Source organism: Cytophagales bacterium (genome assembly GCA_033344775.1).
Lineage (GTDB): Bacteria > Bacteroidota > Bacteroidia > Cytophagales > Cyclobacteriaceae > JAWPMT01.
In genome coordinates this window covers 2,131,373-2,152,549 of the sequence record JAWPMT010000004.1, presented here as the reverse complement: position 1 = coordinate 2,152,549, position 21,177 = coordinate 2,131,373, and the positions used below count along the sequence as shown (strand labels likewise).

Annotated in this window: 14 protein-coding genes; 7 read left to right on the top strand and 7 right to left on the bottom strand. The window is 41.5% G+C overall.

The window, feature by feature from the left end; all coding sequences use genetic code 11:
- Nucleotides 1–250, top strand: a 250-nt coding sequence (locus R8G66_17945) for an exo-alpha-sialidase (protein MDW3194262.1), incomplete at its 5' end; no start/stop codon positions are given.
- 2,364 nt (nucleotides 251–2,614) lie between these two features.
- Here R8G66_17945 and R8G66_17940 read toward each other — a convergent pair.
- The gene (locus R8G66_17940; protein MDW3194261.1) at nucleotides 2,615–3,742 is read right to left on the bottom strand and encodes a hypothetical protein; all 1,128 of its coding nucleotides are present in this window, start codon (nucleotides 3,740–3,742) and stop codon (nucleotides 2,615–2,617) included.
- Nucleotides 3,743–4,465: 723 nt separating this feature from the next.
- On the opposite strand from R8G66_17940, the gene R8G66_17935 reads away from it, so the two are divergent.
- Nucleotides 4,466–4,912, top strand: a complete 447-nt coding sequence (locus tag R8G66_17935) for a hypothetical protein (protein ID MDW3194260.1) — start codon at nucleotides 4,466–4,468, stop codon at nucleotides 4,910–4,912.
- Nucleotides 4,913–4,916: 4 nt separating this feature from the next.
- Here the strand turns inward: R8G66_17935 and R8G66_17930 are convergent, their stop codons facing one another.
- The 5 genes from R8G66_17930 to R8G66_17910 form a co-directional block, all read right to left on the bottom strand.
- A complete protein-coding gene (locus tag R8G66_17930) occupies nucleotides 4,917–6,074 on the bottom strand; it encodes a tetratricopeptide repeat protein (protein ID MDW3194259.1) in 1,158 nt (385 codons plus the stop codon).
- A gap of 93 nt (nucleotides 6,075–6,167) precedes the next feature.
- On the bottom strand, nucleotides 6,168–6,299 hold the full coding sequence (locus R8G66_17925; GenBank protein MDW3194258.1) for a hypothetical protein: 132 nt from the start codon (nucleotides 6,297–6,299) through the stop codon (nucleotides 6,168–6,170).
- A gap of 331 nt (nucleotides 6,300–6,630) precedes the next feature.
- Nucleotides 6,631–7,977, bottom strand: coding sequence for a winged helix-turn-helix domain-containing protein (locus R8G66_17920; protein ID MDW3194257.1), 1,347 nt, complete (start codon nucleotides 7,975–7,977; stop codon nucleotides 6,631–6,633).
- Between the two features lie 86 nt (nucleotides 7,978–8,063).
- The gene (locus R8G66_17915) at nucleotides 8,064–8,930 is read right to left on the bottom strand and encodes a hypothetical protein (GenBank protein MDW3194256.1); all 867 of its coding nucleotides are present in this window, start codon (nucleotides 8,928–8,930) and stop codon (nucleotides 8,064–8,066) included.
- Nucleotides 8,931–9,051: 121 nt separating this feature from the next.
- Nucleotides 9,052–9,258 (bottom strand): hypothetical protein, encoded by a 207-nt coding sequence (locus R8G66_17910; protein ID MDW3194255.1) that lies wholly within the window; start codon nucleotides 9,256–9,258, stop codon nucleotides 9,052–9,054.
- Nucleotides 9,259–9,559: 301 nt separating this feature from the next.
- On the opposite strand from R8G66_17910, the gene R8G66_17905 reads away from it, so the two are divergent.
- Nucleotides 9,560–10,456 carry a hypothetical protein gene (locus R8G66_17905; GenBank protein ID MDW3194254.1) on the top strand — a complete coding sequence of 299 codons (897 nt, stop codon included), beginning with the start codon at nucleotides 9,560–9,562 and terminating at the stop codon, nucleotides 10,454–10,456.
- On the opposite strand, the gene R8G66_17900 is transcribed toward R8G66_17905, so the two are convergent.
- A complete protein-coding gene (locus R8G66_17900) occupies nucleotides 10,453–11,472 on the bottom strand; it encodes a LacI family DNA-binding transcriptional regulator (GenBank protein ID MDW3194253.1) in 1,020 nt (339 codons plus the stop codon). The genes R8G66_17905 and R8G66_17900 overlap by 4 nt on opposite strands.
- A 306-nt stretch (nucleotides 11,473–11,778) precedes the next feature.
- Here R8G66_17900 and R8G66_17895 point away from each other — a divergent pair, with 306 nt between their 5' ends.
- The 4 genes from R8G66_17895 to R8G66_17880 all read left to right on the top strand — a co-directional run bounded on the left by R8G66_17895 (nucleotide 11,779) and on the right by R8G66_17880 (nucleotide 21,176).
- Nucleotides 11,779–14,715 carry a SusC/RagA family TonB-linked outer membrane protein gene (locus R8G66_17895; GenBank protein ID MDW3194252.1) on the top strand — a complete coding sequence of 979 codons (2,937 nt, stop codon included), beginning with the start codon at nucleotides 11,779–11,781 and terminating at the stop codon, nucleotides 14,713–14,715.
- Between the two features lie 10 nt (nucleotides 14,716–14,725).
- A complete protein-coding gene (locus tag R8G66_17890) occupies nucleotides 14,726–16,219 on the top strand; it encodes a RagB/SusD family nutrient uptake outer membrane protein (GenBank protein MDW3194251.1) in 1,494 nt (497 codons plus the stop codon).
- An 88-nt stretch (nucleotides 16,220–16,307) separates the two neighbouring features.
- The gene (locus R8G66_17885; GenBank protein ID MDW3194250.1) at nucleotides 16,308–18,911 is read left to right on the top strand and encodes a TonB-dependent receptor plug domain-containing protein; all 2,604 of its coding nucleotides are present in this window, start codon (nucleotides 16,308–16,310) and stop codon (nucleotides 18,909–18,911) included.
- Between the two features lie 372 nt (nucleotides 18,912–19,283).
- On the top strand, nucleotides 19,284–21,176 hold the full coding sequence (locus tag R8G66_17880; protein MDW3194249.1) for a hypothetical protein: 1,893 nt from the start codon (nucleotides 19,284–19,286) through the stop codon (nucleotides 21,174–21,176).
- Nucleotide 21,177 lies beyond the last annotated feature (1 nt).

Here is a 21,177-nt window from a genome sequence, read left to right as displayed (position 1 = left end):
TTATCGTGATCGCTCTGAAATGGAAGTTCGAGACATGTCTATTGTTAGACTGGTAGACGGAGAATGGACTGCACCTCAAACGATCTATGCTGACGGGGTGGAAGTTGAAGTACTGTCTGATCAATGCGGTTCCAGGGCCGATGCGGTGGGTAACACCTTGGCGGTAGCCTGGTTTGCCGCTACCAATATAAACAGTACAGTAAAATTGATCTTCAGGAGGATGGGGGCGCAAGCGCTGGTAATCAAGTAACCATTGATAATCAAATCACCTCTGGGACGTGCTAGGTGTTGTGATGATCGATGAAAAGGAAGCCATGGTCAGCTCTGGCTCGGTCGTGAAGGAGAAAACAGTGTCGTTAAAAAAATGGATCGTGAAGTGAGACTGGACGCGCAGAACCTGCTATGACCATTGCCCAAAGCAATGAGTCTCGTGGCAACGGCTTCCCTCGAATGGCTCATCACAACGGTGAAATAGCGGTTTAACTGAACTGATCTTACATTTGATCATAATGCTCGGTAAAAAATGCTAAGATGGGGATGTGACGTTTTAAAAAGTGATGTAAAACCAACTTTTCATGAAATTCATAGCTGCTATTTTATCGGTGTGAAAAGAAAAAAAAAAAAAAAGAAAAGAAAAGAAAAGAAAAAAAAAAAAAAAAAAAAAAAACGCGCGCGCGCGCGCGCGCGCGCGCGCGCGCGCGCGCGCGCGCGGTAGCTTTGTCGTACTGACTTGAAAGTTGCCGAGCATTTCAATACCACATCAAAGGACTCACATTTACAGGTCCTGGGGTCGTGGGCCGTATGATTCAGCAGCTTTTGTGCATCAACCCGACTGCAGAATCAATGGGAACTTTGTAGCCCCTGTGCCTGAGGCTACTGTTTATCGTCAAAACTTATAAGTCAAATACAGTTTTCAACGGCAATGGTACGGTGAAACCAAGCGAACCAGGTACCGAAAGTATTGGACTGGCAAAAAAACATGGACTGGAAGATCATGTTAAAGCCTCGACTGGCCGTAGGTTGGGACATGACTGGATTGGGAGGAGCCTGAGGTCAATTTGGAAGATAGTGTTTTTAGAATGCAATATGCGAGTATTCAAGGCAGTTCTTATCAAGTCCAGGAAAGTAAGGTAGAAGGGAACAGTAGCTGGAGGAGGAGATTTTTGAAGTAAAAACAGAGGAAGGAATTGGCAGGTCTTTGAGAAGGGATATATTGATTTCTCCCCTGCCTTCCTGCACGGATTTGCTGACTCACTGGATGTTGAATTATTTTGTGTAGGTACTGAGCTTAAGCGCGTGGCATTAAGACGGCCTGACTTTTTTCCGAAAGTTGGCAGAAACAAGTCAGGGAAGTCTATGATGGATTAATAATTTATGCCGCAAATTAGGATGATTTTTGACAAGATCGGATTTTGGAATTCTTTCGAATTATATCGGTGTGGATGCCTATTTCCCTTTGAGCAATGAGCGTTTGCCATCAAAGAGGCGTTGATAAAATCTTGGGAAAGAAGATCTCTTCAGAGCCAAAGAAAATTTCATGTACACCAACCAGGTGTTATCCTTACGGAATGGGATTCCTTGGATGAGGAGTAATAATAGGTAAAGAACCCTGGATCATGACAAAGAGAGATGCTTTAAACAATGAAGTATTACAAACCTGGAGCCTCTGAAAGTATGTTCAAAGCAGTCTGGGATAGAGAGTTGGATGAAGGGTGTATTTGTATGAGATGGGGCATTTATCATATCGCCATAATCACGACCCTAATAATTCTCAAGATGGCAAGAAAGCACAGCGAGTTTTACAGAGCAGTGGTCTTGGCAAGGAATGATCTTTTACGCTTCTCCATGATGTTTGTTAAAAGGCATAAGTTTAGTAACTGAGGTCTTGGTGCATGGACGCTTTATTTTGATCATCGTAATTAATAAATATCCCTTTTCGGACGAAATAATACTCTTGCCTGAAATTCTTATCTTTAATTACCACATTTCCTTCTTCATCTTTCGCTTTTACTTTATGTGCTGGAAGTAAATAATTACTCAAAATCTTGTTCAGTTTTTTCAAGGACTTTCTTGAGAACTGAATATTTATCAACCTATTCAGAGATTCCACATAAAGTAGTACTGGCCTGTCAGATACCGTAGTATAGAATTGTGGCACCGTATATGGCTTTACTCCTGTAAGGCTTGGTGTTATCCAATACTGACGGGAAATACTATCACACGATACTTTGAAATCATACAACTTAATATTTCCTTGAAATATACTTGAAAAATGTTCATCCTCATTTCCAGTTTTTCTCAATCAAATCTTCAATACTTTCAATTAAGAACTGATCGCTTAATGTTACTTCTTTGATGTCTAAATGTTGCCCGTAAACTATGTTTACGAGCAACCCAAAGACGATTATGAGATATTTTTTCATTCTCAATCAAGTCATTGCAAGTCGAAGATAAGCCACCTGACTTGACATTGAAAAACGAACTACTTGTATTATACTGCCCAACTGCTCCACACCCAATCACATAGTGGTTGACCATTGGATATTCGCGAGCTCTGTTTCTGTCACCTTCACTCACCGTATGGGATACACCGTTGGTCCCATCGGATCTACCATTAATGCCTGTGAGTGTGAACACTAGCCACCACAGGTATTAGATAAAATTGAGATCTTCCACTTCCTATCTTTATCATGCCTTGATAGTTCAAATTAGGTTGGCCATTTGAAGCATAATAGGCATCTCCTTCAAATACATAAAGGCCCTGCGCATTTCCTCCGTTATAACTCAGAACATCAGTAACAAACAAGGAACCATCTGCAGCTATATACGCATTTACCTCATTGTTAGGATAATTATTCCACATCGCAGATGCTCCGGTACACTTGTTTTGATATTCCTGTAGAGGTTTTTTGCTTAGAATTCTTTTTATCTCTTCATCGGATAGTTCAATCGTACGCATAGGAATTGGATTATCAGGGGCTTCCGGACACTCCTCATTACCCATTGTGCTACAGTCTATATTCGAATCATGCGTAGTATCACCTCCCTTTGTGTCTCCGGTGCCAGAACTACCTCCTGATCCTGTGGTACCCGTGCCGCCACCACTATACCACAAGTTATTATCTCCGGTAAAGAAGCAATCTGTCCCGTACTCATAGGTTGTGAACGTGGTACCATCTGGTGTAGTTCTAATAATTTGCCATATTACTGTTTGGGTGCATACTTCATCTTCTACTCTACCATTATAATAATCTTGACTTAGACCATTTTCCATCCTGGTTGAGTTGAACAATTCGCCATCCAGATTGTAGATTTCTAATCTACCAGTAAAATTCTTCCATTGAACTTCTTCACCAGAGGTCGCAATCCATTCCAAATCCGGGACTTGTCTTAGGATTTTGGTGGTCGTTTTTCCATTGACGTTTTGGATGATGAGATTGGAAAAGATAAATGGATCATCACTTTTGAACAAAAGACTAAATCGTTCAAGGCTATCAAATTTTATCATCGCCACTTCTGTTTGATCCAACTCTCCGAAATGGGTTTCTATTCTTGCGCCAGAGGGAGAATTCATAATGTCTTTAAGTATGTTTCCTAGGTTTTCACTATCGGACACGCTAATGGTTTTTCTTTCCCATGAATGTCTTGATTCAGGACTGACTTCATCAATAGCCTGGTCACATGCCCAGGGAATAAAGATAATGAGTAGTACAAATAGCTTGGGAATTCTTAATTGGTTCATTTGTATGTAAAGATTTATAGAATGAAATTTTAATAGTTAGCGCTATTAATCTGGGGATGAAACTTCCAAAATGAGGAGGGCTTAACAACACCCACCCTGGTCAGGTGAGCAATGCTAACCCCATCCTCGGCTTCTGAAACATGCACCCGCTTAACCAGGGTGCATTCCATTTGATATTGTATCTTAGGGTTGAAACAGTAACGATTTATCGTAGAGCTTAAAGAAAGTCGGGACGTGTGTCCCGACTTTGCCATAGAACCAGCATCGGTATTACTCCGCCAAACAGAGCATACATCTTAATAATTCTCAAGGCACAGCAGGGTTCTACATCTACTGCAAATACAATCAGTATATCTTCTGTAATGAGACAGAAGTTTTCGTTTGATATTTTATTATCTTCATAAGAAGAGACGGGTTTACTCACTAGAAACCCGTCCTTTAACCAGCTGTCGTTACTCAGCAATCAACCTAGATTCCTTCCGCGAATCAAGAGCCTAAAACTCTAAACTTGCGTCAGAAAATTTGCTCCTTCGGTATCACATGGTCAGCCTTCTGAAGCATATATTTTTCAGACTACCTAATAAGAGGTAAGCACTACTAAATTTCTTTGACTCATCTACGGTTTGCTTATATTGCCCACTGTAGTGAGTTACAAGTCAAATTACGCTAACTATTTTCTAATAAACAAGCAAAATTCTAAATTTTGTTTTCTGCTTTCGCTATATGAGTTCCCTTTCAAGTAGAATAAAACATCTTATTGATCTCAAAGACCTCAACATTAGCAGGTTCGAAAAAGCCATTGGAGTAGCAAACAATACTATCGGCACATTCCTCAGAAGAGACACGAGTTTAAGCAGTGATATACTGGTCAAAATTCTGAACACATTCCCTGACGTAAATTCTAAATGGCTCCTTTTAGGACAAGGTGAAGTGTTAGGGACAGTGGATGAAAATGCAGAACCAACTGAACTCACAACTTTAGTAGATGAAATATTACAGATGGGAATAACTTCAGAGGTTGCAGAAAAATTGACTGTACTTCGTGAGTTCTTAGTTCATCTGGATATGGATCATGCCATGCAAAAGGTGCAAATAACAAAACTGAAAACTCGTAACGATGAACTTTCTGCCCTCTTGAAAAACTCCTTACTATTCCCCTCCAAAAAGTAAAATCCTATTTGTACTTTTCCTCGATTTTAACGTATCGTCTACGAAGCCGAATAGTTCTGATAATAACGAAAAGGGCAAAACCAACAAAAACCACTAGAGAAGGCACCAGCCATATAATATGTGATCTGAGCCAAGAGTTCACTGAATTCAGGTTCTTGTTCCTCTCGTACTGAGCAATTACATTGGTCATGTTGTATTGTTGCGAAAGCAATTTCGCTTCTTGGATCATCGCTATGTATCGAGTTGCTTCATCATGGTAGAGCTGATCATACTTCCGCGCTTGGACCAAGTTTCCTTCGTCTAAATATAGATGCTCTATGGTTCTATATATCTCAAAATCTTCTTCGTCAGGATTGAGTGGATAATATTCAAGCGCTGAAATAAGCATTTTCAGGTCTTTTCTGTAGGTTCCGTAATCTTGTAAAGTGACAAATCGTTCGTTCCCTTTTTTCAATTCAAGTGCACGATGAAATAAATCCGAAGGATCTTCACCGATCTCTTGAAGTAGAAGAGCTTTATTATGCAACGCCCTGGCTAAGTACTTGCCGGAATAATTAAGCGTTTGAATAGAATCATAATAATTGATTGCAGTTGGGATATCATCTAGAAGATGAGCTGAGCGACCAAGAAAGTTTAAGCATCGAGCTTGTAAAGCCTGATCATAGGTATTCTTTAAGGCGATTTTTAATTGAGCGATTGCATCGCCATATTCTCCGGCATTGTAGTATATCAATCCATAATTAAAATGAAGAAAAAACAGCTCTCTTTCCTGCTTACTTATCGATTCTCCTTCTTCGATTGCCGTATTTAATTCCGACAATAATTTCTCAGCATCTTCAATGAATTTTTGAGCTTCCACAAATTGACCTGTTCTCCTGTACAACCAGGAAATATTCATATAGCAGTCAAATAGATCTTCAACAGGCTGATCGAATTGTAAGCTTTCGAGATTGTAAAGTAATGATTTCGCGAGATTGCCTTGCTTTTTTTGTGAGTATGCGAGAAATGCAAGCTGCTTTGCTGATGGCTCCAATGTTTTTAGTAATACCTCAGCCTCTTCATACTTTTTAGATGCGATAAGATCATTTACTTCCTGCAATGTTTCGTTTGCTACCAAAGGCATAGAGCATGCCAGGAATAGAAATAGTAGAATCAATCGCATAACTGTGAAAAAGGTATCCCTCAAATATAAGGATACCCTTTTAACAATAGTGTGTGTATCATTTAAATACCTAGCTATTTATCTTAAATGTGATTAACCTGCTTTTGGTGGACGATAATCATCATCGTCATCATCACCATTCTCCAATAAGGGTGATTCATCAATATTCTCGATTAAGTCGTTGAAAGCAATATCCTCAGCACAAGAACTTAAAAAGCCTATCATAAGCGATAGAATAATGACCCTAGTGAGGTTTGTAATTTGAGATTTCATAAAGTAAACTGTTATTATTAAGATGTAAAACCTCTAAACTACAATTAGCAATAAAAGATACTTGATCGTAAAAGCTAAATAATTCTAAATAACGAACATATCAATTGATATTATCTTATGTTGTTTTATATCAGCTGATATAATTAATGTCCACAGAAAAGGCTCGCTGAAGATTATCCTTGAAGGAAGTCAATCTATTCTTGATTCCTATTGCTTGCTGTTCTTTCATTGTCGTTTTCATATCGTTTATGGTTAAAGGGTTTTTATATAAGTCTGTTTGATTTTAATTAAGTTGAAGATTGGAATGACTGGAGAGTATCGAAGCATGGAATTGCTTCAGCAATATTGGATCACCAAGTTTGCCAATTCGTTGTTCACAGTCCCGATACATTTCCAGTGAGGGTCTTCTCTTAGCGGTATCTTTCTTTTCATTTTTGAGGTATCGCCGGATTTGAGCATTCAGAATCAGCTTAAGCTGTACCTCTTGTTTTCGTTTTTCCTGTACTTCCCACCACTTCTTGGTTCCTGTGAAGCCATGACGGTTCGTTGGATCAAAATATCGGTCAGGTAGTTGTACAAATCGATTCTCAGGGTCTTTCTGGATAAACTTCTTGACCAGAAATATGCGCTCGGTGTAAATCTCATGGACTCGTGTCAGGCGGTTCTCACTCACAGGTTCATACCATTGCCGAAGTAACCTTTTTGCAGCCAATTCCTGCCTTTCGGTGAGATACACATCCTTGTAAAGCACGTTCTTAGCCAGCTTCCAAAGCCTTTCTGCGTAAAAGGAAGTGGCGGCCCGAGCTGGATTTTCAGGGGATTTATCCCCGTTTTCCTCTCCAACTCGATGCCGCCCTTTTTCCCCTGCATCTTTGTGGGCTTTTTCGGATAACTCACACTTATCCACAGCCGCCGCCCGGCCCGCCGCCTTTTCGCTTTTAATCGCCACTTTTTCCCCTGTGTGTCCCGCAAGGGTGTTGCCAGTGTAGCCTGAAAAGGCTTGAGGACTTGTGAGCGCATGCTCACGCCTTTTTGAAGTGTTGCCAGTTGAGACGTTTCGGCTGTTGATGCCCTCATTCGAAGGTATTTTCATGGAGTTAACCACATCTATTATTATATTATTAGTGTTTCTAGTGTTACCAGCATCTGTATGTAGACGTTTTGTCGTTTGTTCTTTTTCAAAATGGCCTTTCTGAGCTTCTACGGCCTCTTTTGCTGATTTAACATCTTGCGCCTTTTTTGCCTCATCTGGGCTTATTCTCTCCATTACCAACAGGATATCCGGGTTTATCCACAACTCATAACTAGCATTACTACCATGCCATACTTTCCTGGTGATCACACCTGCTTCCATTAACTTCTGGATATGACGTTGGACCGTACGGGTACTTGAATGACTCAATTTGGCCAGCTGCACATTGTTGGTTCTCAGTGATGGCAAATTGTCCTTATCTACTTTTTCTATTCCATTGGCTTTAATCAGAGCTGAACCATAAAGCCTTATCAGTTCTTTAGCTGTTGCTGATACACTTTGTCTTATCTGTAATGATAGATCCTCTGTTTTGCTGTTGTAGGTTTTGACATATCTATCAAGGGCTTTGAAGGCAGTATGGTAATGGAGAAAGATCATGGTCGCTTTAATTATGGATTTAATTGTTTGAAAAGAGTTTGAATCGGATGTTGATCAACTATTGTTTTTTTGCTGTTGCTTCGTGATCAAGGTTCATGTTCAACAGGTGAGCCATTGACTGATAGCTTCTCTTCCTGACTGGCTTTGTAAACCTTACACTTTCGTTGATGTCCAAACTTGGAACTCATGTCTTTGAAGCTTTTGCCACAGATGCAGATCAACTCCTTTTCAACTTGTTCTTTGAAATTTCGAAGGTTTTCCAGTTCATCTTGTTGTTCCGTGTTTAGCTGTTCTTGTGCTGTTAGCTTCTCCTTGTAACTAGAAAGCTTCTGGTTCAATTCATCATTGCTACCTGTTAATTCCTGTTCTTTTTCTTGATGAGATTTCAGTTGAGTTTGGTAATGGGTAAGTTCTGACCTGAGCTTGTTAATAGAGATTCTCAGGTCATTGACCAACTTGTTGAATCTTGATCGCTTCATGATCTGAGCTTTGAACAGTGCACTAAAATGGTGAACCGTGAAAGCGAATGTTCCTCCGTAGATTAACATCGTAACTGCTTTAGTGATCAGTTCGAGGTAATTGCGGGTATGAGGGTCGATTTGCTGTTCGGGATTGGAGAACCGGTAGAAGAGTTCATAGAACACAACCACGCCATCCCAGGCCAACTCATTGATGAAGAAGATTGAAATGGCGAAGATGACGGCTTTTGAATCACCTATCCATATCAAGGCAAAGACAATGAGGTCAAATATGATGACCACTGAATAAGCGTGGTAGAGGCTGACTGAAGTGCTTATCTTCATATATAGATGTGCACTATGGTCAAGGTTATTGATCATTGCTCCACTGACGATCAACATCAGAAAGGTGCGGAAGTTGAAGACGGTCGCTATCCATTTTTCACGGATTTCGATAGGATTACCAGAAGAGCCATTTTCTTTATTACTATTCATGTTATTCGATGTTTGAAGCTTTGAAAGACTTGGAGTTTGTATCAAGGAATCACAAGGAGGCGTGGTGCTTCGATAAGGAGTGACCTCAATTGAAGCTTCTCACAACCCTGAATTGGATTGATTAATTGTTCCTTTGATTTCTGATAGCTGCAACCAGGTCATGGAAGGCCAGAATAGCTCCAGACAGGAATTGCAATACAAAACGACCTGCTACAATGCCGACGATAACCCAGACTCCAGTCTTGACAACTTTGATCTGACCCTGACTCAGGATCTGATTTTGATACTCGAATAAATGAGTGGCTTTTTGTGTTGTTGAATTTCTCATTTGAAATGGATTTTGATTGATATCACACCTCTCTAGCTCATATAGAGAAATTCAGAATGGCACGGGTATCCGCACCTAGAAAATTCGAAATTGGGACCCTTGGGCCCACATAACAGATAAAGCGATCTTCGAGAGTTGATCGCTTTTTTTGTGCCTCATTTTTAAGAGAATTCCTACCGGAAGATGTTCAGAAATAGATTTACTATCGTCTCTACGGACATTACCTAACATTTCCTTAGGGCATTATGATAATTCCTTCAATGGTCACGTTATTTCGTGAAAGGCGGCCTACTTTTGTTTTATGACATTTACGCGAAAAAATATTACTTTATTAATATTTACGTTCATGGTCGTTTTTCAGGCCCGAAGCCAGGCAGATTCAATTGAAGAGGCTAGCTTGAATTGGCTGAAAGAAAACCTGACTTATAATTATCACAATCCCGATCAGGGGAAGTGGTGGCTCAATAAGCTGGAGTTTAATTTAGAAGAAGGGACCATTCATGTGCAAAATGCCAGCAGTGTGAATCCTAAGAAATTACGAGAAAAAACCTGGATTGATAGGAGGGTAGCACTTTCTCAGCTGGATCCGTATTCCATTGCAATTAACCCTGTTCGTGAGCACAAAGGAAGAATTGTGAAAGGAAGTGTCCTGCTTATAGATGTCATTCACAATGAGAAAAAGATCAATAAATCGATTGATGGAAAGCGAGCGACTTCAGAGTCGTTTCTTCAATTTTCCGTTCCTAATAGTGTGTTGGATACCGCACGTGGTTTTGCGGATTCGTTGAAATTTCATTTGGTTAGGGCCATTGAAGCCCAATCACTATTGTTCAATCAGAGAAATGCGGAGGAAAACAAAGCATTGATCTTTCAGACACTTCGAGGAGAATTCATTCAGGGTTCGATCACTCGGACATACAAACGAACATTTGAAAATGTCATAAGCTTTGAAGAGCGAAATGGGGCGAAGCCAGTCAGGAAAGGATATTTCGGATACGATCAGACAAAAGACCTCTTTTTCGAGACGGTGGTCAGTGAGCAGTCGTTGATTGTTGCTTACTATCGATTGAACAATGGCCATAAACTGGCTTTGATCAGTACCACTGACCCTTCCGTTCGAATCGACCTGGTGAGTTTGCTTCACTTCGAACAATCCCGTGAAGGAACTCCTTTCGAATACCGCCGGATCAGCTACTAGTTTCTTACCGAGCTTTCCCGAACGACCAGATCAGTCTGAAGCTTAAAAGTTTCAAATGAACTGTTTTCAGGTTCTGATATCTGCTGAATGAGTAATTCGGCTGCTTTGTAGCCCATCTCATATCCAGGTTGATTGATGGTTGTTAGAGAAGGTTCGAATAGCTCAGCTATGGACCAGTTGCTGAAGCCAACCACGGCGATATCCTCCGGAATACGCTTATTTAGGGCCTTAATGTTTTTGATGGCTCCAATGGCCAACATGTCAGTCGCAGCAAAAACCCCGTCAATTTCTCCACTTTGAAACAATGACTTGGTAGAGTTAAGTCCGTCGCTGTAGTCTCCTGTCGTACAATATACTACCCAGTCCTTATTAACGGAGATATTAGCTTCTGTCAACGCTTGTTCAAACCCGGCATATCGGTCCTGATTGATGTTAAGTGATTCAGGGCCACCGATGAAAGCCAGGTTTCGACTGCCTTGTTCTATAAGGTGTTTCGTTGCAACGTATCCCGCGGCTTTATCGTCGATGATTACCTTGTGGGTCTCTATCTCGTCACAGACACAATCAAAGAAGACCAGTGGGATAGATCGCTCCTCAAATTCTTTGAAATGATCGAAGTTGGTGGTTTCTTTTGACAGGCAGGCAAGTATGCCGTCTACTCTGCCCGTTAGGAGTGCCTTGGCATCGCTTACCTCACGTTCGTACATTTCATGTGTAGAGCAAATAATTACATTGTATCCGTTCGCAAACGCAAAATCTTCTATACCTCGAATGACCAAAGCGAAAAATTCATGAACGATCTGAGGAATGATGATTCCGATGGTTCGGGTCTTACTGTTTCGTAGACTAAGTGCTGTGAAATTTGGTTGATAGTTGTACTCTTTGGCGAGCTTTTTCACGGCATTTCTGGTGGCAGTTTTTACTAGCGGATTGTCTGCTAATGCCCTTGAGACGGTAGACGGTGAGATGCCCAATTCTTGCGCAAGATCCTTGATGGTAACTGATCCTTTCTTCATACAAATGCTTTACCAAATTGTAGATTTAAATATACCATATAAAAGCTTCTCAGATCGTCTAATTCGAAGTTCATACTTTGATTTATTAAAATCCCAGAATGAATCTTGAAAAAGTGAAATTTTTCATTTTCTCAAAAAACATCACAATTACAATCGTTTTCAAAACGTAATTTCCTAAAAGCCTTTGTTTTTATTCCAAATCCTCATTAAAATGCCTACGGTTTGGAAACTTATCGGGGTATACTATGCTTTGATTTGTCCAAATCGGAGGTAAAATATTCTAACCGAATAACAATTTGTAATAGTATGAAGAAGTATTTACTAATGTTGTTATCCATGTTTTTTGTGCTCTCCGTATGGGCGCAGGGAACTACGGTAACAGGACAAGTGACTGACGGAGAAACCGGAGAGACCGTCCCCGGGGCCAACGTCATTGAAAAGGGTACTACCAATGGTACCACAACAGATTTGGACGGTAACTTTGCGTTGAACGTAAGTGAAGGTGCAACGCTGGTAGTTTCTTTTGTCGGATACCGACAAACAGAAGTAGTTGTAGGATCCAGATCAGTAATTGATGTGGCGTTGGAGTTAGACGTGGCACAACTAGCGGAAGTGGTTGTTGTGGGTTATGGTACTCAGGAAAAGAAGGAGATCACTAGTGCTGTTGCAAGTGTAAGCGCTGAGGATTTCAACCAGGGTAACATCACTGATCCAACACAGTTACTTCAAGGTAAAGTAGCAGGTCTTTCCATCACACGACCAGGTGGTAACCCTAATGGTGGATACAACATCCGTCTTAGAGGACTTTCCACATTTGGAGGAAACAGTTCTCCTTTGATCGTAATCGATGGTGTGATTGGCGCATCTTTGGATAACATTGACCCTGCTGATATCGAGTCAATGGACGTATTGAAAGATGGTTCTGCTGCGGCTATTTACGGTACCCGAGGTTCTTCCGGGGTAATCCTTGTAACTACTAAGTCTGGTAAGAAAGGCCAAACGTCAGTGGATTACAATGCTTTCGTAGCGATCGAGCAAGTTGCAAACAAAATCGACGTGCTATCTGCAAGCGAGTTTGTTGCGCAAGGAGGTACAAACGATGGAAGCGATACGGACTGGTTTGAGGAATTAACTGAGACAGGAATTTCCCATACTCATAATATTTCTTTGAGTGGAGGTAATAATAATACTCAATACCGGGCTTCTGTTAACTATCGAGATCGTCAGAGTGTTGCTTCAGGTCACGGGTTTTCTAGATTGAATACTCGAATCAATGTGCAGCACAGCATGTTTGACAACCGAGTTCGATTTACCTTCAACGGTTCATTCGCGAATAGAGATCAGGAGGAAGTGCCGATTCAAGCATTCCGATATGCATTGATTTTTAACCCAACGTCTCCAGTATTTGATCCTAATGCCGAGCAATTCGGAGGTTACTTCCAAAACCCTGATAACTTCGACTTCTTTAATCCAGTAGCGATCATCAATCAGGATCGTTCTGAAGAAGTAAGAAAAAATCTCCTAACAAGTTATGGTGTAGAGTGGGATATTCTGGATGACCTTACTTTCTCTGCGAGATATTCTCAAGATCGTGAGTCTGCCATCAGCGGCCGATACATTTCAAGATTCTCCCTTTTCGGAGGAGGTGTTGGAGAAAATGGTATCGCCAGCAGAGGAACGTATGATGATTTCGATGATCTTTTCGAAACGACTCTTTCCTATAACACGACTTTCAATAACATCTTCGATGTGACTTTACTAGGAGGTTACTCTTATCAGAAAAGAAGAGGCCAGGGATTTGGTGTTACTGTGAACAACTTCCAGTTGGATAACTTTGGAATTGACAACCTGTTTGCTGGTATCGATAGAGATGGTAACCAAACTGGCCTGGGTAGTGGAAGATCTCAGGATCAAATCATTGCTTACTTCGGTCGTTTGAATGTGAACATCGACGGAACTTACTTCTTGTCTGCTAGCTGGAGAAATGAAGGTTACAGTGGCTTCGGAGAAAACAATCAGCGTGCAAACTTCTTTGCCGTATCCGGGGGTGTTGAATTGACTAACTTGATCGATGTACCTGTTCTTAGCAACTTGAAATTCAGAGCAGGTTATGGAGAAACTGGAAACTTACCTCCTGGCCCATACTTGTCACTTCCTACAGTAACTGCTAATGGCCGTACGGTTGTAAACGGTCAGGAGCTTAGAACTTTCGGACCTACTCGAAATGCAAACCCGAACCTGTCTTGGGAGACTAAGAAAGAGATCAACATTGGTATTGATTTCTCCTTGTTGGATTACAAGTTGAATGGTACCATCGATTACTATAACAGAACTACTTCTGATTTGATCTTCAACTCTCCTGTAAGTGTTGGTTCTCCTAACCCTAACTTGCCAGGAACTTTCAACGTGGCTAACAACACGTGGTTGAACCTTGGAGAGATCGAAAACAGTGGATTGGAATTTGCATTGTCTTATGCTGCTGAGTTTGGCGATTTGACCTGGACACCTGCAGTAAACGGTACATTCTATGATCAGAGTGTATTGAACTCTCTTTCTAACGGAGAAGTAAGTAACTCTGAATTCTTCATCGGAAACCCAGGATCTCCTGGTCAGAATGACGACAGAGTGATAAGAGTTGCGGAAGGACAGAGAATTGGAGACTTCTGGGGCCCTATCTTCGAAGGTGTGGATGAGTCAGGCGAATATATCTTTAGAGATTTGAACGGTGATGGCGTAATCGATACGGAAGATGAGACGGTTGTTGGAAATGGTCTTCAAAGCTTTGACCTTGGAATCAACAACACACTTGCCTGGAAAAACTGGGATTTGAACATCTTCTTGAGAGGTAGCTTCGGTCATGAACTTTACAATCAGTTCAGAGGTTTCTATGAAAACAGAGATGCTGGTTCTAACACATGGAACAGTGTAGTTACGGACAAAACTGATCCGAACATCACAGCTGCTCCGCAGTTTTCTAGCCTTTACGTAGAGAAAGGTGATTTCCTAAGATTGGATAACATGACATTAGGTTACACATTGCCTGGTAACGACATCTACAAGAAATTGAGATTGTACTTCTCAGGACAGAACCTATTTACGATAACTGACTATGCTGGATTGGATCCAGAAGTTAGATACAATGACTCAGGTGACGGAGATAATCCTTTGGCACCAGGAATCGAAAGAAGAGATACATTCTTCACGACGGTGATTTACACCTTTGGTTTCAATATGACATTCTAAAAATTAGAAAATGAAAAAGTTGTTTAATTCAAAGCTACTAATGCTAGCATTCCTGCTAGTGGGATTTGGTTGTAATGATTTGGATGAGGAGGTGTTTAGCGAATTGACATCTGAAGAATTCTTCGCAAACATCAACCAGTCTGTAATTGATGCCTCTGTAGGTTCTGCATACGGAAGTATTGTGGGTACATGGGGAGGTCATAACTCTTTGTATTCATTGATGGAGGTCTCAACGGATGAGTTGTGTATCGGTCACAAAGGTGCTGATTGGCTGGATGGCGGTCAGTGGCTACGTGTTCACAGACACGAAACTTCTTCTGAGGAGCAGTCAGTGAATAACGGATGGGCTTATTGCTACAGTGCGATTGCAAATATCAATGGCTTGATCAATCAGTTCAACGGTAGCCCCGAGATCACTGGTGAGTTGAGAGCTTTGAGAGCAGTTATTTATATGTGGTTGCTGGATGCTTATGGTAACGTTCCAATCGTGATCGAGACTACTTCGGATCCAAACCCTCCAACGGCTAGCAGAACTGAAGTATTCAATTTTGTTGAGTCAGAATTGACCGAGACACTTTCTTCTCTTTCTGCTGAAATTGGAGATCGTACGAGAGTAAATCAGTGGACTTCACATGCTGCATTGTCAAGATTGTACCTGAATGCTGAAGTATGGTCTGGTACTGCCAGATATGCTGATGCAGTTGCTTCTGCTGATGCAGTGATCAACAGTGGATTGTATAGCCTGGAAAGCAATTTCTTCTCTGCGTTCGCTACCAACAATGATAATTCTGTAGAGCACATCTTTGCGTTGCCTTACGATCCTATTACTGGACAAGGCTTTAACCTGCCTCAGATGACTTTGCACTATGCTAGTCAGCAAACATTTGACTTGACTGATCAGCCATGGAATGGTTATCAGGCGTTGGAAGAGTTCTACAACAGCTTCGAAGAAGGTGATGATAGAATTGGTAGTTTCCTTGTTGGTCCTCAGTTTTCTTCTGCTGGAGAGCAGCTGATTGATGATCAGGCGCAGGACCCTGATGGACCTCCATTGAACTTTACTCCTGAGATCAACGAGTTGGAGCCTAACTCTTTTCGTCAGAGTGGTGCGCGTGTAGGTAAGTGGGAGTATGCTTCTGGTTCAGGTCCTAACCTGGCGAATAACTTCGCGCTTTACAGATATGCAGAGGTATTGTTCAACAAAGCTGAAGCTCAGTTCCGCTCAGGAAATACTGCTGGCGCTTTGGATATCGTTAACCAGATCAGAGCAAGAGCGAATGCTCCTGCATTGGCTGCACTTACTGAAACTGATCTTTATGATGATCGTGGACGTGAGTTCTTTGCTGAAGGTCTTCGTAGAATGGACATGATCCGTTTCGGTCGATACAACGAAACCTGGTGGGAGAAAACAGTGACAGATCCTACAAGAAATCTGTTCCCTATTCCTAAGCCACAGTTGGATGTGAATCCTAACTTGGTACAAAACCCAGGTTATTCAAATTAATAACGTTATTCTTAAGAATATTGAGAGGTCAACCCAAAAGGTTGACCTCTTTTTTTGTTATATTCAATCTGAAATAACTTGAACGATCATGAAGAGCTGGGGCGTTTTTTTATCGATCTTCTTAACAACTTCTATTTGCTTAAAAGCTCAGGTGGATACGACATCAATTGCTGTCAAAGATCTATCCGAAATAAGATTCAATCAAGGCCAGATATCGGATCCCATCAGATTGATTCAGGGCCGGGTTCCGGGAATTCTATCTTCCCGTTTTGATGGAGACCCTAATACACCATTTGATTTCGTAGTACGAGGGTTCAACACCCTGCAAGGAGCAAGACAACCTCTGATCATCATTGATGGAGTGATTGGGCTTTCTATGGACGCAATTGATCCTCAGGATATTGCGGAGATTGAAGTGCTAAAAGGATTTGATGCGGCTTATTACGGCGTGCTGGGCAACAGTGGAGTGATCGATATAAAGACAAAGTCCGCGGCGACTCCATCGGGCAAGGTCAATGTTTATTATCACAGCCAGTACCAACGTGTAACACCAGATAATCCACTAGAGCTATTAAGTGCTTCGGAATTCATACGGGAAGGCGGATTCGATTATGGCGCAAACACTAACTGGTTTGACGAGTTGACTGAAAGCAGTTGGGGAATGTCCCAGCATTTGGCGCTTAGTGCAAAAACAGATAAAGCAACGTACAGAGGTTCCGTTACTTTACGAGAACGTCCTGGGATCATTGTAGGGCATGAGCGTAATAGCCTCAATACCAGCTTTAGGATGACCCAAAATTTATTTAATGACCGAGTAGCATTGTCCATGGGGTTGAATCATGTCAATAGGGAGATCGGAAATATACCTACTCAGGCGTTTCGCTATGCAATTAGTTATAACCCAACAGCACCGGTCTTTGATGGCAACGAGACTTTTGCTGGATATTTTCAGAATGAAAACAATTTTGACTTCTTTAATCCAATTGCCCTGAGAGATCAGCTGTTCAATGATGAAGAACAAAGCTTTACACAATACCATACGGGTTTAAACTGGAAAATCACCCCCGAATTAAGTTGGGAAAATCGCTTGAGTCAGTCTTTTTTAAGGCAAGAGGAATTGTCTTATGTTTCCAGATTCTCCAATTATAGTTCAGGAGCGAGAGAATCGGGGATTGCAAGAAGGCAATTGAATCAAACTACTGTAACGACATTAGAAAGTGTGTTGAATTACTCAAGAACAATTGGGAACTTCCGATTATCCGCAAGGGCTGGGGCTATGAATCAAGTGAATCAACAAGAGGGCTTCCTGGTGATGGTCAATAATTTTCAGTTAGATGGCTTTGGGGTTGATAATTTATTTGCCGGAATTGACAGAGAGGATTTCAATTCCGAAGTAAGCAGCTCAAAGAGCAAAGAAGAACTCCGATCGTTTTTTGGCATGATCAATTTTGGCGGGGATTTGTTTGATATTTCCGCGAGCCTGCGAAACGATGGCCACAGTGGTTTTGGAGAAAATAGCAGGTATACCTCATTTTTGGGAGTTCGAGGGGAAGTTCATCTACAAGAATTGATTGCATTACCTTCAGGCGTGTCGATGACCCTGTTTGGAGGCTTCAGCCAGGTGGGTAATTTGCCTCCTGCTCCTTATTTGTCAGGAGGACTTTTTGAAACAAGTAGATTCCGAAGAAACGAAGAAATAGATATCAATTACAATATTATTACCGCATCAAATCCTGATTTGGCCACTGAGAGACGAAATACGACGGAAATTGGATTGAACTTCTCTTTGATGCGCGGAAAGCTTCAGGGATCAATGAATTACTTTAATCAAACGTTCGAGGATTTGTTATTTAGTTCACCGGTACCCAGGCTTACAAGTCCTATTCCTGGTTTTCAACAATGGCTCAATCTAGGAGAAGTATCGAATGCAGGTTTTGAGTACACGTTAAACCACCAATTCACAATTGGGGCATTTAAGGTTAGCCACTCTTTGGTAGGTGCATTCTATCAAAAACCAACACTTGATAAGTTAGGTAATGAGAACATCAGCTTCGATGTTATCTATCCGCCTTCTCCTTTTAGAAATACCATCCCGCTGGCAGTTGGTGGGAACATGGGTGATTTTGTTGGACTGACTTCCTGGTTTATCAATGATGATGGGAATTTCGTATTCAGAGATTTTAATAATGATGGCAGACTTGATGTACAAGACGAAGGGCCTATAGGGAACGGACTACCTAGCGCGCAATTGGGTTGGAATGCGTTGATACAATGGAAGTCTATGGATTTGAATTTGTTCTTCAGGGGTGTGTATGGGCATGATATCCTCAATACCTACAACTTGCATTATGGCGGTCGAGATCGGTCCAGCAATACCTGGAACAGCATTGTGGTAGATGGCCCGAGAATAGAAGACTTTCCTCAATATTCCAGTTATTACATGGAAAAGGGGAATTTTACCAGATTGGACAATATGACAATCGGATTTTCTCCTCGATTAAAAGTAGAAGCAATCAAATCCCTTCGGGTTTATTTGACCATGACAAATCCGCTCTTATTCACAGACTATACAGGAGTTTCGCCAGAAGTGCGGTTCCAACGGGCTGGTAGTCATCTACTGACGGGTATTGAGGATCGCAACATCCACTTTCCTACAAAAAGCTTTACACTGGGAGTGCAGTTAGGACTTTGATCAAGGCAAAGACGAGGGGTGATTCCCCCCTTTACAAATCAAGCATACCCATCATAAATTTTCATCAGGAATGAAGGTGCGGACCTACTTCATCGATTTGTGAATGATATCGGTTTTTAGGGGAGTGCCTTAAATAGACCGGGACATTAGGGCTGATTTTTAGACCGAAAAAGAAAGACAAAACACCAAACCGTTATACTTTCATTGGCAAATTCGTTACTTACATGAAGAAATTCAGTACGTTCATGAAGTTGTAGGTGAATTAATTCCGGGATTTTCGGAGCTTTGGCCTACAACAGGATTTCACAAAACGATTTCATTGAATTTTACAACGAAAGAAGCAACTTTCATTACTTACTAAACAATACAAAAATGAAAATACAACTAGACTGGCTCCAACTCTATCAGAATCTTCAATTTGAAAAAACTGATACTCTTCTTCTATTTTTTAGGAATTATGTCGTTTTCTCCCATTTTAAAAAAATTCTTACAGGGGTAATCTGTTTCTTAACCTTTTCAAATGCCACGGGACAAATCACCTATAATTCAGATAATGTTCCTAAGGTAACTACCACTTTTGGTTATTTGGAATTTGGTCCTAAAACCGCTATTTATAGTCATTTTAAAACCGATCGGTCCATGTTCCACTTCAACAAGGAAATTAGAGTAGGTGGTGCCATTGGAAGCTACACTGGAAATCTAACTCTTCAAGCTGCAGGAAATACGGCAATTACAGTTCTTAACTCTAATAGATATGTAGGTATTGGGATTGGAACTCCGGAAAACAGATTACACGTGGAGCAATCATGCACGTATAACAACACCGTATATGGAGCGGCTTTCCGGATTTCATCACCTGGTAGCGCAAGTGCAGTTGGAAACTATCACAGCACCATCGCCATGAGTCGTGGAACAGGGCATGTGGCTATATCAGCTGTACAAGAGCACGTTGATTCTGATGTAATGGGCATAGCTTTTTTTACGCATCCCGGCACAACTGGTGGTGATCCGAGCGTAGAACAAGTTAGGATCGATCATGATGGTAATGTAGGCATCGGCACCGACAATCCAGAAGCCAAACTTCATGTTGAACAAAACAAAGATTACGCAGGAATTGCCTATGATGCCGGGATCAGGATAAAATCAAACAGTAATATTGGCCTCGGCAATTATCATGGGACCCTTGCTATTGGTCGGGGACTAGGCCATGCTTCTATTTCCGCAGTACAGGAAGGCATTGATGAAGATGAACTCGGCCTGGCGTTCTTTACACATCCAAGTGCCGCTGCGACTTCACCAGCAGAAGAAAAAGTACGGATCGATAAGGATGGTAATGTAGGCATTGGCACCACCAGCCCTGAAGGCAAACTTCATGTAGAGCAATCGGACACTTATGGCGGACTGGCTCAGAATGCAGGGATTAGAGTAAAGTCAGTTAACAGCCTTAGTGGTGAAGGCAATCACCATAGTACCATTGCATTGGGAAGAGGAACAGGACACGTGGCCATGTCTGCGGTGCAAGAACATTATGATTCTGATGTAATGGGTATTGCTTTTTTTACGCACCCCAGCACCACCGGAGGTGATCAGGCCGTGGAACAGGTAAGGATCGATCACGATGGAAACATGGGCATTGGCACCGACAATCCAGAAGCCAAACTTCATGTAGAACAACCAAATAACTATGCTGGTTCGGTATATAACTCGGGTATTAGAGTAAAATCACCTGGGAGTATCGATGGGATTGGTAATTATCACAGTACCATCGCCTTGAGTCGAGGAATCGGCCATGTGGCCATGTCTGCGGTACAAGAGCACAATGATTCAGATGTAATGGGCATTGCTTTTTTTACGCATCCGAGCACCACCGGAGGTGATCCTGCCATAGAAAAGGTAAGAATTGATCACGACGGAAATATGGGTATTGGCACAACTACACCTACTCAAAAACTTTCCGTGGCTGGCACAATCAACGCAGAAGAACTGCTTCTGGAAGATGTACAAGGGGCAGATTTTGTGTTTGAAGAGGACTATGATTTACGTTCCTTAGAAGAAACAGAACAATTCATCAAAGCCAACAAGCACCTACCAGAAATTCCTTCCGCGGCAGAAATGGCCGAAGAAGGTCTTGAGATCAAAACCATGAACATTCTGCTTTTGCAGAAAGTAGAGGAATTGACTTTGCATTTGATCCGACAGGAAAAAGAAATGAAGGATATGCAAGAAGAAATTCAGGCATTGAAGTCTTCTCAAAACAACCATTAAT